This is a genomic window from Phaeovulum vinaykumarii (genome assembly GCF_900156695.1).
GTDB classification, from domain to species: Bacteria; Pseudomonadota; Alphaproteobacteria; order Rhodobacterales; family Rhodobacteraceae; genus Bieblia_A; species Bieblia_A vinaykumarii.
In genome coordinates, this window is sequence record NZ_FTOM01000007.1 from 52,117 (window position 1) to 67,750 (window position 15,634).

General features: G+C 68.8%; 19 protein-coding genes and 1 tRNA gene. 9 read left to right on the forward strand and 11 right to left on the reverse strand.

The window, feature by feature from the left end; genetic code table 11:
• Window positions 1–88: 88 nt before the first annotated feature.
• The 5 genes from BW949_RS12900 to BW949_RS12920 form a co-directional block, all read right to left on the reverse strand.
• Window positions 89–1,249 (reverse strand): glycosyltransferase family 4 protein, encoded by a 1,161-nt coding sequence (locus BW949_RS12900; RefSeq protein WP_083947762.1) that lies wholly within the window; start codon window positions 1,247–1,249, stop codon window positions 89–91.
• A 171-nt stretch (window positions 1,250–1,420) separates the two neighbouring features.
• Window positions 1,421–2,755: an alanine/glycine:cation symporter family protein gene (locus tag BW949_RS12905; RefSeq protein ID WP_076366747.1), complete on the reverse strand. Its 1,335-nt coding sequence runs from the start codon at window positions 2,753–2,755 to the stop codon at window positions 1,421–1,423.
• A 296-nt stretch (window positions 2,756–3,051) separates the two neighbouring features.
• On the reverse strand, window positions 3,052–3,441 hold the full coding sequence (locus BW949_RS16890; protein WP_076366749.1) for a hypothetical protein: 390 nt from the start codon (window positions 3,439–3,441) through the stop codon (window positions 3,052–3,054).
• Complete coding sequence (locus BW949_RS12915; RefSeq protein ID WP_076366751.1) at window positions 3,438–4,205, reverse strand: hypothetical protein; 768 nt, start codon at window positions 4,203–4,205, stop codon at window positions 3,438–3,440. Before BW949_RS12915 ends, BW949_RS16890 begins: the two co-directional genes overlap by 4 nt.
• Window positions 4,205–4,462, reverse strand: a complete 258-nt coding sequence (locus tag BW949_RS12920; RefSeq protein WP_076366753.1) for a spike base protein, RCAP_Rcc01079 family — start codon at window positions 4,460–4,462, stop codon at window positions 4,205–4,207. Before BW949_RS12920 ends, BW949_RS12915 begins: the two co-directional genes overlap by 1 nt.
• Window positions 4,463–4,874: 412 nt before the next feature.
• Here BW949_RS12920 and BW949_RS12925 point away from each other — a divergent pair, with 412 nt between their 5' ends.
• Entirely contained in the window at window positions 4,875–5,900 is a 1,026-nt protein-coding gene (locus tag BW949_RS12925; RefSeq protein WP_076366755.1) for a Hint domain-containing protein, read from the forward strand.
• A gap of 52 nt (window positions 5,901–5,952) precedes the next feature.
• Here the strand turns inward: BW949_RS12925 and BW949_RS12930 are convergent, their stop codons facing one another.
• Window positions 5,953–6,180 carry a DUF1150 family protein gene (locus tag BW949_RS12930; RefSeq protein WP_076366757.1) on the reverse strand — a complete coding sequence of 76 codons (228 nt, stop codon included), beginning with the start codon at window positions 6,178–6,180 and terminating at the stop codon, window positions 5,953–5,955.
• Window positions 6,181–6,240: 60 nt separating this feature from the next.
• Window positions 6,241–6,654, reverse strand: coding sequence for an Hsp20 family protein (locus BW949_RS12935; RefSeq protein WP_076366759.1), 414 nt, complete (start codon window positions 6,652–6,654; stop codon window positions 6,241–6,243).
• Window positions 6,655–6,992: 338 nt separating this feature from the next.
• Between BW949_RS12935 and BW949_RS12940 the strand changes: the two genes are divergently transcribed.
• From BW949_RS12940 to BW949_RS12950, 3 genes are all read left to right on the forward strand, one after another.
• Window positions 6,993–7,208, forward strand: a complete 216-nt coding sequence (locus BW949_RS12940; RefSeq protein ID WP_076366761.1) for a YdcH family protein — start codon at window positions 6,993–6,995, stop codon at window positions 7,206–7,208.
• Between the two features lie 106 nt (window positions 7,209–7,314).
• Window positions 7,315–7,830: a 5-(carboxyamino)imidazole ribonucleotide mutase gene (purE, locus tag BW949_RS12945; RefSeq protein WP_076366763.1), complete on the forward strand. Its 516-nt coding sequence runs from the start codon at window positions 7,315–7,317 to the stop codon at window positions 7,828–7,830.
• 3 nt (window positions 7,831–7,833) lie between these two features.
• Entirely contained in the window at window positions 7,834–8,901 is a 1,068-nt protein-coding gene (locus BW949_RS12950; RefSeq protein ID WP_076366765.1) for a 5-(carboxyamino)imidazole ribonucleotide synthase, read from the forward strand.
• Window positions 8,902–8,995: 94 nt separating this feature from the next.
• On the opposite strand, the gene BW949_RS12955 is transcribed toward BW949_RS12950, so the two are convergent.
• The 4 genes from BW949_RS12955 to pdxH form a co-directional block, all read right to left on the reverse strand.
• Window positions 8,996–9,072: transfer RNA gene (locus tag BW949_RS12955), tRNA-Pro, on the reverse strand.
• 136 nt (window positions 9,073–9,208) lie between these two features.
• On the reverse strand, window positions 9,209–9,760 hold the full coding sequence (locus tag BW949_RS12960) for a DUF192 domain-containing protein (protein WP_083947764.1): 552 nt from the start codon (window positions 9,758–9,760) through the stop codon (window positions 9,209–9,211).
• Window positions 9,761–9,780: 20 nt separating this feature from the next.
• Window positions 9,781–10,314: a cold-shock protein gene (locus BW949_RS12965; RefSeq protein WP_076366767.1), complete on the reverse strand. Its 534-nt coding sequence runs from the start codon at window positions 10,312–10,314 to the stop codon at window positions 9,781–9,783.
• Between the two features lie 112 nt (window positions 10,315–10,426).
• Complete coding sequence (gene pdxH, locus BW949_RS12970) at window positions 10,427–11,032, reverse strand: pyridoxamine 5'-phosphate oxidase (RefSeq protein ID WP_076366769.1); 606 nt, start codon at window positions 11,030–11,032, stop codon at window positions 10,427–10,429.
• A gap of 165 nt (window positions 11,033–11,197) precedes the next feature.
• On the opposite strand from pdxH, the gene fabI reads away from it, so the two are divergent.
• The 5 genes from fabI (at window position 11,198) to BW949_RS12995 (ending at window position 15,507) form a co-directional block, all read left to right on the forward strand.
• A complete protein-coding gene (gene fabI, locus BW949_RS12975; RefSeq protein WP_076366771.1) occupies window positions 11,198–12,022 on the forward strand; it encodes an enoyl-ACP reductase FabI in 825 nt (274 codons plus the stop codon).
• A 15-nt stretch (window positions 12,023–12,037) separates the two neighbouring features.
• The gene (gpt, locus tag BW949_RS12980; protein ID WP_076366773.1) at window positions 12,038–12,541 is read left to right on the forward strand and encodes a xanthine phosphoribosyltransferase; all 504 of its coding nucleotides are present in this window, start codon (window positions 12,038–12,040) and stop codon (window positions 12,539–12,541) included.
• A 269-nt stretch (window positions 12,542–12,810) separates the two neighbouring features.
• The gene (locus BW949_RS12985) at window positions 12,811–13,440 is read left to right on the forward strand and encodes a DUF6634 family protein (protein ID WP_076366775.1); all 630 of its coding nucleotides are present in this window, start codon (window positions 12,811–12,813) and stop codon (window positions 13,438–13,440) included.
• Window positions 13,441–13,715: 275 nt separating this feature from the next.
• A complete protein-coding gene (locus BW949_RS12990) occupies window positions 13,716–15,026 on the forward strand; it encodes a M23 family metallopeptidase (protein ID WP_076366777.1) in 1,311 nt (436 codons plus the stop codon).
• A complete protein-coding gene (locus BW949_RS12995) occupies window positions 15,016–15,507 on the forward strand; it encodes a bactofilin family protein (RefSeq protein ID WP_076366779.1) in 492 nt (163 codons plus the stop codon). Before BW949_RS12990 ends, BW949_RS12995 begins: the two co-directional genes overlap by 11 nt.
• Window positions 15,508–15,634: the final 127 nt, after the last annotated feature.

Consider the following 15,634-nt stretch of genomic DNA (forward strand, 5'->3'; position numbering starts at 1 on the left):
ACCAAAAGATGTGCAGAAAAGTCATATTATCGTGCGGCCCGCATGGCGCGCCGCGCCCAGGAAAAGGGCTACCCGCGCGGCCCCCCGCTCAGCCCGCCGGCACCGCCCCGGGGCCGCGCAATTCCGCGCAATGATCGCGGAAGACCTGCGCCACCTTGTTCCAGCAGAACCGCGCGCGGGCCAGATCGTGGCGCTCCTGCGCGGTGCCGGGCGCGATCAGCGCGCGCGCCACGGCCGCCTCGAGATCGGCATCGACCGCACCCAGACGGGCATCGCCCGCCACGATGTCGCGCGGTCCGGGCACGTCATAGGCGGCCACCGGCAGGCCCGAGGCCAGCGCCTCGATCACCACATTCCCGAAGGTGTCGGTGCGCGAGGGGAACACGAAGAGATCGGCCGCGCGATAGGCATCGGCCAGCGCCCGCCCCCGCAGCGTGCCGTGAAAGATCACCTCGGGGTGGCGCGCGCGCAAGGCCGGCAGCAGCGGGCCATCCCCCACCACGACCTTCTGGCCCGGCGTGCGCAGGGCAAGAAAGGTCTCGATGTTCTTCTCGGGGGCCACCCGCCCGACATAGAGCAGGACCGGCCCCGCCCCATTTGCCGTCCCGCGCGCACCGGGGCTGCGCCGGTCGGGCATGGCGGGGTGGAACAGCGTGAAGTCGATCCCGCGCGAAAGCCGCACGAAGCGGTTGGCAAAGCCCCAGCCGCGGAGCTGCTCTTCAAGCGAGGCGGTCGCCACATAGATGAAACGCGCCGGTGCATGGAAATGGCGCAAGCCCGCGATGGTCAGCGCCTCGACACCGCCGCGCAGACCGCGGGGCGCGCGCACCGCCGCATAGGCCGGGAAATTGGTGTGAAAGGCGGTCGAGAAGGGCACGCCGCGCGCCAGGCACCAGCCGCGCGCGGCCCAACCCAGCGGCCCCTCGACCGCGATATGGACGGCATCGGGGGCAAAGCTCTCGATCAGCGCGGCCAGCCGGCGGCCGGGAAACAGCGCCAGCGGGATCTCGGGATAGGAGGGCAACGCCACGGCGCGGAAATCGGCCGGGCCGATCACGCGGACGGTGCAGCCCTGCGCCTCGAGCGCGTGGCAGATGTTTTCATAGGTGCGCACGACGCCGTTGACCTGGGGCTGCCAGGCGTCGCTGATGATGAGGATACGCCCGGCGTCACCGGGCACCGCGGCGCGCGCCGGGCGCACGGCGGATCTGCGCCGCAGGATCGGCGCTTGGTCCAGGGTTACCGACATTCCGCATCCTTTCGGCGGGCCGCGTTCCCCGCCGCTCTATTGCGTTCAGGTGACGCCCTCGTGTCAGAACCGAAAAGGTTGCGCAAAGACCGGCCCCCGCTCGCCCGCCGGCATGAAGAAGGGCCGCGCCGGATCACCCGGCGCGGCCCTGTCTTGCACGACCCGCAGATCTCAGGCCGCTTTCTTCCAATAGGCGCGCGTCACGGCAAAGACCGTGCCCGACAGCGCGATCAGCGCGATCAGGTTCGGGATCGCCATCAGCGCGTTCATGATGTCCGCCACGATCCAGACCATCCCGAGGTTCGAGATCGCACCGACCACGACACCGGCCACCCACAGCAGGCGGAACGGCAGGATGATCTTGGGCCCGAACAGGTATTCGGCCGCGCGTTCGCCGTAGTAGCTCCAGCCCAGGATGGTGGTGAAGGCAAAGACGATCAGCCCCAGGCTGACGATCAGCTCGCCCCCCGGCAGCCCCGTCGAGAACGCCAGCGCCGACAGCGCCGCGCCGGTCTCGCCGCTGGTCCAGACGCCGGTGGTGATGATGACCAGCGCCGTCATCGAGCAGATCAGGATCGTGTCGATGAAGGTGCCCAGCATGGCGATATTGCCCTGACGCACCGGATCATCGGTCAGCGCGGCAGCATGCGCGATCGGCGCCGAGCCCAGCCCCGCCTCGTTCGAGAAGACGCCGCGCGCCACGCCGAAACGGATCGCCGCCATCACCGCGGCACCGGCAAAGCCGCCGGTGGCAGCGGTGCCGGTGAAGGCATCCTCGAAGATCAGCGCGAAGGCCGCCGGAACGTCGGCGGCATTCACCACCAGGATCGACAGCGCCCCGGTGATATAGAGAACCGCCATCAGCGGAACCAGGAATTCGGCCACCGAGCCGATGCGCTTCACGCCGCCGATCACGACGATGAAGGTCAGCGCCGCCAGCGCCATCCCGGTCCACAGCACCGGCACGCCAAAGGTCGATTGCACGGCCTGCGCAACCGAATTGGCCTGCACCGTGTTGCCGATGCCAAAGGCCGCGATGGTGGCGAAGAAGGCAAACAGCCAGGCCAGCCAGGCAAAGCGCGGCCCCAGCCCGTTGCGGATGTAATACATCGGACCGCCGACGGTGCGCCCGTCGCTGCCGGTCTCGCGGAATTGCACGGCCAGAACGGCCTCGGCATATTTCGTGGCCATCCCGACCAACGCGGTCAGCCACATCCAGAACACGGCCCCCGGACCACCCAGGAAGATGGCCGTTGCCACACCGGCGATATTGCCGGTGCCGATCGTGGCCGACAGCGCCGTGGTCAGCGCCTGAAAGGGGGTGATCTCGCCCGGATGCGCAGCATCGCCGCGCCGGCCCTCGAACATGAGGGCGATCCCGTGGCCCAGCTTGCGCTGCGGCAGGAATTTCAGCCCCAGCGTCAGGAACAGCCCCGTCCCGAGCAACAGCACCAGGATCGGCGGCCCCCAGACAAAGGAGCTTATCGTATTGAGTAGGTCTTCCATCTTGTTCTTCTTCCGACTTCTTGTTTCGGCAGTGCGGCCTAACCCTCCCTGTCAGCCGCAGACATGAGGCACACGGACACGGGGTCCGCCTGCGTCACGGCAGCCTTGCCGGCCCGGTCATCGACCGAAACGCGCGCGTTCACCCGGCAAGGTGCAGCAAAGACAGCCGCGCGGCCGGCGCCGGAATACGCCGACCGCGCCCCTGGAAGCAAGGGCTTCCAAGGAAACAGGGGGCCCCGGACACCCGAGGCCCCGGACACCAGATGCATTGCCGACCCTCGCGGGCAGGGCCCTGCTCAGGTCTCGGTCACGGGCGCGCTCAACCCCATGGCGGCCAGGGCGTCGGGGCCTGTGGGGCCGGCCAGGGCGGTGATCGTGTCGGGGGCCGCGGGGGCCGGCGCGGGGGCAAGCACCAGCGCGGCCTGGGCGCGGGCGGCGGCGGCCATGTTGACGATGTAGCGGCCCGTGGTCTTGTCGTCCCAGGCCGGCCGGGCGATCGGGCCTTGCGCGGCGGCGATCCAGGCCGCGCGGGCCTCGAAGCTTGCGCAGGCATAGCGATGGCCCGCGGCATCGACCCAACCCGGCGCGCCATAGGTCTGCCCATCGGCCGGGCCATGGGCCAGCACCATGGCCAGATGATTGGCGTCCTCGATCAGGCTCTCGGGGCAGGCGACGGTGATCCTCATGGGCTCACCCCCGCCTTGACGCCCGCCCAGGCCTCGTCCGCGGCGGCGGCCGCGCGGTCAAAGCTGGCCCGCACCACCACCGCATAAAGCCGCAATTGCCCCGCCGTGGTCCCGCTGCTGCCGCCGTTACAAAGCCGGAAGCTGGGGTTTGTGTTGGTTGGCAGATAGGCCGGATTGACGGCCGAGACCTGCGCCAGCTGCGCCCCGCCCAGCCAGAGCTGCGACGAGACGTAATTGCCGCCCGCGGGGTGCATCCAGGTCGCCACCCCATCCACGCCCGGCGGCGTCGGGGCGTAAAGGATGTTGCCGTTGTTATAGCGCCAGGACCAGCCATCGGTGCCAAGGCCGCCCGACAAGCTCCCAAGGCCAGCGCCCAGCTCCCACACGCGGCCCTCGGCCTTGGCGCCCAGCCCGCGCAGCGCACAGGTCACGCTCAGCGCCGGGTTGACCGCCAGCCCCAGCCGCGAAGGAAGCTCCAGCGCGTCGTCCACGCCGTCGCTCTCGATCCAGTGGCGGGTTCCGTCGGTGCGGTAGGTGGGGCGCTTCGCGGCGACCGGCTGCGACAGGTGATGGCCGTTGCCGCTGAGATCCAGCATCCGCCCGACCGGATCGCCATCGGCCGTGACCGGCACCGTGCCGGCGGCGTCCTGCCAGAGCGTCGCAAGGTTTGCGGGGTCATAGAAAGCCAGCGCCCCGGACGGCAGCGGCGGGCCCGCCGCCCGGCGCCGCGGGCGCGCGCGCAGCCCCAGCGAAAGCCCCAGCATCAGCTGAGCCCCACGAGGCCCGTGGCCGTGGTGCCGGTCGCGCGCACGCGGGTCACGCGGATCGGGATCAGCCCTTCGGCATTGGGCAGCGTCACGCTCTCGCCCGCGGCCGAGACCACGGCCAGATCGCCCGCCTGACCGACCCAGAGCGCGCGGGTGACGCGGGCCAGATCGGTGCTGTCCGAGGGCGTGATCGCCTCGAGGTGAACGGCCGGATCGGACATGCCCACGGCGGTGCGGTGAAAATCGTCCTGCATGACGGTCTCCCTTCAGGGCCGGGCCCGGCACCCGGCAAAACGACAGATGAGAGCCGCGCCAGCCCCAGGCCGACGCGGGCTTCGCCGGGACCGGGGCCCGCGCGAAGAAGAACACTCGGACTGGAAAGTCAGGCCCAAACGCCCGCCCGGCGGATCGCCGGAACGGGCCGGTTTCGGCCCGCTGCGGCACCGCGGGAACAGGGCCCGTGCCGGTCGACAGGGATAGGCCGCAGCGCTTAACGATCCGGTAACGCTGCGCACCGCACCCCCGGCATTGAGGGCCCAAGAGGGCCCCCGCCGCCCTCCTCTACCGCCCCGGCCGTGACGCCTGTGCGCGTCGCGCGCCACAGCCGTTTCCATTTTGTTCACCCTTTGGGGGTATCAAGACACCCGAGCGAACACGGGAACAGCCATGGTGGATACGGCAAGCTGGGGCTGGGTGGTCACCTCGACCTGGCCCGGATATAGCGGCGCAAACCAGAACAATCTGGGCCCCGGCGGCAATGGGCTGTCGGTGGACCCGTCGACCTATACCGATGTCACGCTGCATGACCACGACAACGAGGGCAGCATCTGGGACACCGACACCGACGATGCCAGCGCCCTGAACGGCGACCGCATCATCATCGGCGGCACCCCCAAGATCCTCAAGGAAATCGCCTGCTACGCCAATTCCTCGATCACCGTCGACGGCACCACCTATTCCAACATCTCGATGGGGGTCTTCCTGTTCGAGGACGGCACCTACATGGTGCGCCCGGTCGACTGGTCGATCCCGGTGGGCGAGCATCACAAGAAGGTCACCGCGATCAACCTGGGCAGCTTCAACGGCAGCGACTATTCCGCGTTGTTGCTGACCAGCGCGGATGCACCCTTCATCTGCTTTGCCGGCGATACGCCGATCGACACCGCCACCGGGCCGCAAAGGGCCGAAGCTCTGCGTCCCGGCGCGCGGATCCCCACGCGCGATCACGGGGTTCAGACGGTGCGCTGGACGGGCCAGCGCGTGGTGGACGGGCGCGGGCGCAACGCGCCGATCCTGTTCCGCCCCGGCGCGATGGGCAACACCCGGCCGGTGCGTCTGTCGCCGCATCACCGGGTTCTGGTCACCGGCTGGCGGGCCGAGCTGTATTTCGGCGCGGCCGAGGTGCTGGTTCCTGCCCATATGCTGGTCAACGGCGTCGACATCCTGCGCGCGCCGGTCGCCCAGCTGCGCTATGTCCATCTTCTGTTCGACCGGCACGAGATCATCGGCGCCGCGGGGCTGCTCAGCGAAAGCTTCCACCCCGGCGCCTATGGCATGGGTCTGATGCATGCGGCCACGCGCGCCGAGGTGCTGGCGCTGTTTCCCGAACTCGAGACCGACCCGAGGGGCTATGGCCCGACCGCCCGGCCCTGCCTGAAGGCCTGGGAGGCGCGGCTCCTGCAATCGGCCTGAACCGCGCAGGCGCCCCCATCCGCGTCACCCGGCAAACCCGCGCGCAGACCTCTCAGTGCACGTTCACGGGCGCCAGATCGTTCTGACGCGCCAGAACGAACGCGGTCCTGCGGTCGCGCACCAGCGCCAGCCGCGTGCCCTCGGCGTCATGCAACGCATAGATGCGCCGCAGCCCGCCGGCCTGCGCCCGCAATTCGCTGGGCAACCCGTCCACCTCGACGGGCCGCACATAGACAATGCGGTTTTCGGACACGGGTCCGAAATCGAACGTGTGATCCATCTTCGCCCCCTTTCTGACCGGGCCCCCGCAGGGCACCCGGCATCCTGTGTCGCGCGCCTTTCAGCGCCGCCCGATCGGGATCTTCTGCACCACCGGCTCGGGCGCCTGTCGGTGCAGGTCGATATGCAGAAGCCCGTTCTCGAGCGCGGCCCCCGCGACCTCGACCCCCTCGGCCAGAACGAAGCTGCGCTGGAAGGCGCGCGCGGCGATCCCGCGGTGCAGGAACACCCGTTCGGCCGCGGTCTCGGGCTGGCGCCCGCGGATGACCAGCTGCCGGTCTTCCATGGTCAGCGCCAGATCGGCCTCGGCAAAGCCGGCGACGGCCAGCGTGATGCGAAAGGCATCGGGGCCGCATTGCTCGATATTGTAGGGGGGATAGCCCTCCGAGCCCGCCTTTGCGGCCCGTTCGACAAGCCGCTCGATCTGATCGAAGCCCAGCAGATAGGGCGAAGCGGCGAAACTGGTTTTGCTCATCGGCAAGTCCTTGTGAGAAGCGACGTTGCGGATGGGGCCCCTTCGGACAAGGCGGCCCCGCCCTTCGGATATGGGAAGAAATCGGTCACAGGCAAGGGGCCGGGAGGCGCGAAAGACGCCCGCCCCACACCCCTGCCAGCCCCCCGCCGGGCCCCGCCCCGGCGCGGCGCAATCCGGGCAATCCCCTGCACAGGCTCGATTTCTTTGCCCCAAGGCCTGGCAAGCTGCTATGTTGTCGTATCAATCCACGCTGATTCGCTCTCGACTCGGGTCGAGAGAATCGGATGGGGAAGGATCCCCGCCGTGGTTCGTCGTGACCCTAATGCCTGGATGCCGAGATGAACGCGTTTATCGAGATGAACACGGAAGAGGTCCTCCGCGTGAAGCTGGAGGTGCTGCGCCGCGAACACCGCGATCTGGATGACGCCATCACCGCCCTGACCGAGAACCGCGGCGACACGCTGGCGCTGGTGCGCCTGAAGAAGCGCAAGCTGGCGCTCAAGGATCTGATCGCGCGGATCGAGGACCAGCTGACCCCCGACATCATCGCCTGATCGCGCCCATTCCGCCCCGGCACGGACCGCCGGCACGGGCCCCCGCGGCCATTGCGCCCGGCGCCGGCGCCGCTATAGTGCGCGCTCCGACAGGGAGGGCGCGCACATGAGCGGCACGACACGGGACGAAAGCACGGCGCCGCGCGTCGGCATCATCATGGGCAGCCAGTCCGACTGGGCCACCATGCGCGAGGCCGCGCTGATCCTCGACGAACTGGGCGTGGACTACGAAAGCCGCATCGTCTCGGCGCATCGCACCCCCGACCGGCTGTGGTCCTATGGCCGCGAGGCCGCGGGCCGGGGCCTCAAGGTCATCATCGCGGGCGCAGGCGGCGCGGCGCATCTGCCGGGGATGATGGCCTCGAAGACCCATCTGCCGGTGATCGGCGTGCCGGTGCAGACGCGCGCGCTGTCGGGCGTGGACAGCCTTTATTCCATCGTGCAGATGCCGCGCGGCTTTCCGGTGGCGACCATGGCGATCGGGGCCGCCGGCGCGGCCAATGGCGGGCTGATGGCGGCGTCGATCCTGGCGCTCGAGGATGCGGAGCTGGCGCGCCGGCTCCAGGATTGGCGCGCGGCGCTCTCGGCCGCGATCCCCGAGACCCCCGAGGACGAGGCCTGAGCGATGACCGACACGATGCTTGCCCCCGGCGCCACCATCGGCATTCTGGGCGGCGGCCAGCTGGGCCGCATGCTGGCCATGGCGGCCGCGCGGCTGGGGCTGCGCGCGCATGTGTTCGAGCCCGACCCGCAGGCCCCGGCGGCCGCGCTTTGCGCACGCCATGTCTGCGCGCCCTATTCCGACGCCGACGCCCTGCGCGATTTCGCCCAAGGGGTGGACGTGCTGACCTATGAATTCGAGAACATCCCCACTGACGCGCTGGACCTTCTGGAAAGCCTGCGCCCGATCCGGCCCAACCGCCGGGCGCTGGCGACTTCGCAGGATCGGGTGATCGAGAAGAGCTTTCTCAACGAGATCGGCCTCGACACCGCGCCCTGGGCGCCGGTTGCGACCGCCGATGACCTGGCCGCCGCGATCGACCGGATCGGGACGCCCGCGATCCTCAAGACCACGCGGCTTGGCTATGACGGCAAGGGGCAGGCCCGGCTGAACACGCCCGAGGACGCCGCCGCCGCGCTGGCCGCGATGGGCGGTCAGGACGCGGTTCTGGAAGGCTTCGTCCCCTTCACGCGCGAAATCTCGGTGATCGCGGCGCGCGGGCTTGACGGATCGGTCGCGGCCTTCGATCCGGGCGAGAATGTCCACCGCGACGGCATCTTGCACACGACGCGCGTGCCCGCGGCGATCCCCGGGACGCTTGCGTCCGATGCGGTGCTGATCGCGGCACGCATCCTCAATGCGCTGGATTATGTGGGCGTGATGGGGGTCGAGCTGTTCGTGACGCCGGGCGGGCTGATCGTCAACGAGATCGCGCCGCGCGTGCACAATTCCGGCCATTGGACGCAGCAGGGCTGCGCGGTGGACCAGTTCGAGCAGCATATCCGCGCCGTCGCGGGCTGGCCCCTGGGCGATGGCGCGCGCCATGCCGATGTCGAGATGACGAATCTCATCGGCGCCGATGTGGAGCGGGTGCCCGAGCTGGCGCGGGCCGCGAAGACCGCGATCCATCTCTATGGCAAGGCCGAGGCCCGAGCCGGCCGCAAGATGGGCCACGTCAACCGCATTCTCTGACCGCAGGCGGCGCCCGAACGGCAGAAGCCCCCGGCCCGCCTGCGCCCAAAGGCCGCGACGCCGGGGTTCGATCCGGTCCGGTCCTGACGGGGAATGGTCGGAGCGGCGAGATTCGAACTCGCGACCTCTGGTACCCAAAACCAGCGCGCTACCAGGCTGCGCTACGCTCCGTGCGCTCTAACTAATGCAGCCGCGAGAGCGGGAAAAGACCCCGATTATGCGACCGGGTGAAATAACTTCGCCCCCCGCGCGAAACGCATGACCGCCATTCAACTGTATCAGGGCGCACCTTATCAGGACACCGATGTCAGGGCGCCGGCGCCGAACCCGCAGGGGGACAGGGCAGCGCGGCCTGGGCCGGGGTGACCGCGGGATGCGCCAGACGGTCGCCGACACGCAGCCCCTGCGCCCGCGCTTGCCCGCCGGGGATCTCGAGAACGAATCGCACCGCCGAGCCGCCGGGGATCGGGGTTTCGTCGAGCGGGCGCGCGTTTTCATGGATGCGGGTGATGCGGCCCGCGGCATCGAAGAACAGCATGTCCAGCGGGATCAGCGTGTTGCGCATCCAGAAGGCCACGTTCTGCGGCGCGGGATAGACAAACAGCATGCCCTGATCGCGCGCCAGATCGCGGCGGAACATCAGCCCGCGCGCGCGGTCGGCCGCGGTGTCGGCCAGCTCGATGCGGAACCGGTGCCAGCGGCCATCCCCGCCTTGCAAAAGCGCCAGATCGTCGCGGCAGACCGGCACGGAGGCCCCCACCGGCGCCGGGATTTCCGCCGCGGCACATCCGGCCAGGGCCAGGAACAGCCCCGCCGCAACCACGCCCCTGAAAGACCGGATCGGGCCTGCCTCAGGCATGTGACCGGGCCTTCCCGAACTCAGCGCGCCACACGCACCGCAGTCTCCCACGAGACCACCTGCGCCGCCATGCGCCCGCGCTTGCCTTCGATCACCCGCAGACAGGTGGCCTCGCCCGGCGTCAGATCGGCAAACCCCGACCGGCGCAGCACCTCGATATGGATGAACACATCCTCGGCGCGGCCAAAGACATTGGCAAAGCCGAAGCCCTTGATCTTGTCGAACCACTTGACGCGGGCCGGCTCGAGGGGCAGCGCCGCGATCTCGGCGGGATCGGCCTCGCCCAGGTCTTCGATCGGCGCGACCGACTCGCCCGTGGGGGGCGTGATGTCATGCACCTGCACCGCCTGAACCCCGCGCGGCGTCGATTGCACCGACACCTTGATCCCGGCGCCATCGGCCACCGAGCTTTGCCCGAAATTGCGCAGCACATTGGCGTGAAGAAGGATGTCCGGCCCGTCGGCTTCATCGAGAATGAACCCGAACCCCTTGACCGGATCGAACCATTTCACGCGCCCCGTTATCGTTCGGAGATCCTCGTGCGTTTCCGTCATGCGTCTACCTTCACCCCTGCTCGACAGGTCAGGAGCACTCTCACAAATCCGTGGGCCGATTCAAGGCAAAAAGTAAGGATTTCCCTACCCTGCAATTGGCGAAGCGCGAAATTCAGGGGCAAAGACGCCGGATGGTCCAACTTGCCGCAACATCTGGTCGGCGCCACTGGAAGCGGTCATGCAACCGGAAATTGCCATCCGCCCAGAATTCGATCTCAAGAGGGGTGAGCCTGATTCCGCCCCAGAACGGCGGGCGCGGCGGGTTGGTGCCGTGGATCAGCCCCTGGCGGGCGACCTCGGCCATCAGTTCCCCGCGCGACCCCAGCGGTTCGCTCTGGCGCGACGACCAGGCCCCGATCCGGCTCTTGAGCGAGCGCGAGGCGAAATAGGCATCGGCCTGCGGGCCGTCCTCGCGGGTGGTGATCCCGCGCACCCGGATCTGCCGGCGCAGCGACTTCCAGTGCAGCACGAAGGCGGCCTTGCCGGCGGTCTCGATCTCGCGGGCCTTGGTCGACCCGTAGTTGGTGTAGAAGACGAAGGCGTTGTCCTCGATCTCCTTGAGCAGCACCATCCGCACATTGGGAAGCCCCGTGTCGTCGACCGTGGCCAGCGCGATCGCGTTGGGGTCGTTCATCTCGCGCGGCTCGGCCTCGGCCAGCCAGCCCCGTGCAATCGCAAACGGGTCGTCGCCCGCGAAGATCCCGCCTCTGTCGCTCATATCCGGACCTTTCCATGTTGGCCGGACCCGCGCCCCGCGGGGCCCGCCCTGCCCTGCGCCCTGCCGCACACGCAACCGTGCCCGGCGCGCTGTCGGGGCGCCTTGATGCCCCCCCCGCTTTCGCCTAAAGGGTTCGCACCCGTCACGCAAGCGCAGGGAGAGCGGATGTCGAGCAATCTCATGGATGGCAAACGCGGCCTTATCATGGGCCTTGCCAATGACAAGTCTATCGCCTGGGGCATCGCCCGCGAACTGGCGGCCCATGGCGCCGAACTGGCGTTCTCTTATCAGGGCGAGGCGCTCAAGAAACGCGTCGAGCCGCTGGCCCGGCAGCTGGGGTCGGATTTCGTGACCGAATGCGATGTCTCCGACGAGGCCTCGCTCGACCGGCTGTTCGAGACCCTGCGCGAGCGCTGGGGCACGATCGACTTCGTGGTCCATGCCATCGGCTTTTCGGACAAGAACGAGCTGCGCGGGCGTTACGTGGACACCACGCCCGGCAACTTCCGCATGACGATGGACATCTCGGTCTATTCGTTCACGGCCGTGTGCCAGCGCGCCGCGGCGCTCATGCCGAACGGCGGCAGCCTGCTGACGCTGACCTATTACGGCGCCGAACGCGTGATGCCGCATTACAATGTCATGGGCGTGGCCAAGGCCGCGCTCGAGGCCAGCGTGCGCTATATCGCCGAGGATCTGGGCAAGGTCGGCATCCGCTGCAACGCCATCTCGGCCGGCCCGATCAAGACGCTGGCCGCCAGCGGCATCGGCGACTTCCGCTACATCCTGAAGTGGAACGAGCTGAACAGCCCGCTGCGCCGCAACGTGACCACCGAGGATGTGGGCAAATCCGCGCTCTATCTGCTGTCGGATCTGGGCTCTGGCGTCACCGGCGAGGTGCACCACGTCGATGCGGGCTATCACCTGGTCGGCATGAAGGCGGTGGATGCCCCCGATATCGACGCCGTGACCGGCCGCAAGGACGCCTGAGGAAAGGATCGCGCCATGAGCGAGCGGCTTCCCCACGAAAAGGGCTTTCACGTCAGCTGGGACCAGTTGCACCGCGACGCGCGCGCGCTGTCGTGGCGGCTGGACGGCCGCGGCCCCGAGGATGGCGCCTGGCGTGCCATCGTCGCCATCACCCGCGGCGGTCTGGTGCCGGCCATGATCCTGGCGCGCGAACTGGACATTCGCGTGATCGACACGATCTCGGTCAAGTCCTACAACCATCAGGAACAACGCGAAGCCCAGGTCACCAAGGGGCCGCAGGCCGCGCTGATGGGCGACGGCGAGGGCATTCTGGTCGTCGATGATCTGGTCGACACCGGCAAGACGCTGGAACTGGTGCGCAAGCTCTACCCCAAGGCGCATTTCGCCACCGTCTATGCCAAGCCCAAGGGCCGGCCGCTGGTCGACACCTATATCACCGAGGTCAGCCAGGATACCTGGATCTTCTTCCCCTGGGACATGGCGCTGCAATACGTCCAGCCCTATCGCGGCGCGGATTGAGTCGCGCGCCGGTCGCGGGATCGGATCCGGGACACGGATCAGGGGGGGCCACGGCCTCCCCCTTTCGCGTTCGGGCTGATGCGATCCCGCATCACCCCGGCCGCGCGCTAACGACCCGCCCCATCGGGCGCCGGGCAAAGGCGTCGCGCGCGCCATGCTCGGTTAACGCGCCCCTGCCCCCGTCAGGAACCGCTTAAGGACAAATCCAGGTGGAAATTGCCTAAAATAAAATACGCGCGATGATTGTATCGAAACGGGAGGGTTTCCAGATGAAACACGCCGACGGTATCGCTGCGCTGCGCGCCTCTGTCCCCATCCGGGCCGGGCATGGAAAGCCCGCCCACATACGCCTGAGCGACGTTCCCGCCCCCTGGCGAAAGGATTTCCAGGCGGCTCTGGACGCGGCCGCCCCCGGTGCACAGGCGACAGCCGAAGCCCCGGCCGCCGAATGGCAGGCGTTCGTGGTCGCGTTGCTGCGTGACCTGCGGCCCCGGCGCATGGCGGCGGCGCTGCGGCTCCTGCGCCGCGGTCCCCGGCCCGACATCCTGGCCACCGCCCCCGTGCTCGACGACTGGATCGCCGTGCGCGACCGTGACGGCATCTGCCATCTGGCCGGGCTGGCGCATGGCCTGCCGGGGCTGGACAGCCATCATGTCGTGACCTCCACGCTGTGTGCGCTGTCGGAAGCCGACGGCTGGGCGCTGACCACGCATCGCTGGTATCGTCTGGGCACTCCCGGCACGACGGCCGTGCTGGACCGGCTGCAAGGCGCCCCCGAAACGCCGAACCTGACGCCGGCCACGGCGCGCGATCTGGACATCTGGTTTGCCGATCTGACGGATTGGTTCGGCGGCCCCGCCCTGCACACGGACCGCGCCCCTCACACCCGCGCGAACTGATCCCGCGCGCGCACTTCCCCTCATTCCCCACCCCGGCGGCCCCGCAAGGCCGCCCCGCACCGGCAGGTTTCCGCGCATTGCGAAAGCACCTGGTGTCATGGCGCCGCAGTCGGGGGGGAAAGACATTGCATCACCGAAAGGCGAAGCGGTAAGCCTGACGCGCGCCCCCTGTGCACGCTGCGCGGGGCCGTGGCGTGTCGCGCGCGCATCCCTTGCGTCCGGGCGACGCGCAGTCCCCCCGCGGGGCCCCTGCGAAACGAACACAGGACAACCTCTTGCCCCGACGTATCGTCCATCGCCTGAACGCCCGTCTCGAACGCCTGCTTCCCGAACAGCGCCTGTTCCTGAAGTCGGTCGACAAGACGCGCTTCGTGCGGATGTCGCCGCTCTCGCAGCTGATGACGCTGGGGGGCTTTCTCGTGCTCTTCGGCTGGTGCGTGCTGACGACCTCGATCCTGCTGATCGACGGGCTGTCCTCGGGCAGTGCCGACGATCAGGAGCGCCGCGCCCGCATCGCCTTCGAGACCCGGCTCGAGGATCTGGCCGGCGAACGCGACGCCCGCGCCGCCGAGGCGCTGGCCGCACAGAAGCGCTTTGCTCTGGCCATGGATCAGGTCTCGCGCATGCAATCGGCGCTTCTGGCCTCCGAGGAACGCCGGCGCGAGCTGGAAACCGGCATCAACGTGATCCAGACCACCCTGCGCCGCGCCATGACCGAACGCGATGACGCGCGCCGCGAGCTGGCCGCGCTGGCCGAGACCGGCGCCCGCGATCAGGCCAGCCAGCGCGCGCGCGGGCATGATACCGCGCTGACGCTCGATGTGCTGGCACGCACCTTGGGCGAAACCGCCGCCGAGCGCGACGCCCGCGCCCGCGAAGCCCGCGAGGCGCAGATGGCGGCCGAACGGGCCGAGCTGGAACGACGTCTTCTGGCCGAACGCCACGACGCGATCTTCGAGACGCTCGAGGATGCCGTCTCGATCTCGATGGAGCCGCTCGACAAGATGTTCCGCCAGGCCGGGATCAACCCCAAGACGGTGCTCGAACAGGTCCGGCGCGGCTATTCGGGCTCGGGCGGGCCGCTCGTGCCCGTCACCCTCTCGACGATGGGCGATATCGACGACGGCGCGCGCCGCGCAGCCGATATCCTGGAACGGCTGGACCGGCTGAACCTCTACCGGCTGGCCGCCGAGAAGATGCCCTTCGACATGCCGGTGCGCGCGGCCCATCGCTTCACCTCGCCCTTCGGCTACCGCTGGGGCCGCCTTCACGCCGGCATCGACCTTGCCGCGCCCGTCGGCACCCCCATCTATGTCACCGCCGACGGCGTCGTGAAATTCGCCGGGCGCCAGTCCGGCTATGGCCTCGTGATCGAGATCACCCACGCCAACGGGCTGGAAACCCGCTATGGGCACCTCAGCAGAATCCGGGTCAGCAAGGGGCAAAAAGTCTCGCGCGGTGACAGGATCGGTGATATGGGCAATACCGGACGCTCGACCGGCCCCCATCTTCACTACGAGGTGCGCGTGGGCGGAAAGCCTGTGAACCCCATGACATTCATCAAGGCAGCCAGAAATGTTTTCTAAAAGCAGGATCAACGAACCCGGCCCGAAAGCCGACACCGAGAAGCCCAAGACCCCCGAGACGCCCGCACCGCGCGGCGACTTCGTGCCCTCGGCGCCGCGGTCGAAGCCCGTGGCCTCGGTCCTGTCCTCGGATCTGACCGTGGTCGGCAACCTCAAGACCACCGGCGATATCCAGGTCGAAGGCATCGTCGAGGGCGACATCCGCGCCCATCTGCTGACCGTCGGCGAAACCGCCACGATCAAGGGCGAAGTGGTCGCCGATGACGTGGTCATCAACGGCCGCATCGTGGGCCGCGTGCGCGGCCTGAAGGTGCGCCTGACCTCGACCGCGCGGGTTGAAGGCGATATCATCCACAAGACCATCGCCATCGAGAGCGGGGCGCATTTCGAAGGCTCGGTGCAGCGCCAGGACGACCCGCTGTCGAACGGCTCGGGCACGCCCAAGCTGGCGCCGCCGGCCAAACCCGACCCGGCGGTCTGACGCCGCGGCGGGAACCGACCGCCCCATCATGACCCGATCACGGCCACGCCTGCGCGCGTGGCCGTTTGTATTTCGGCTCCCGCCGCGGGGCACGCCTGCCCGCCCGGCCGTTGGCGTTTCGGCTCCC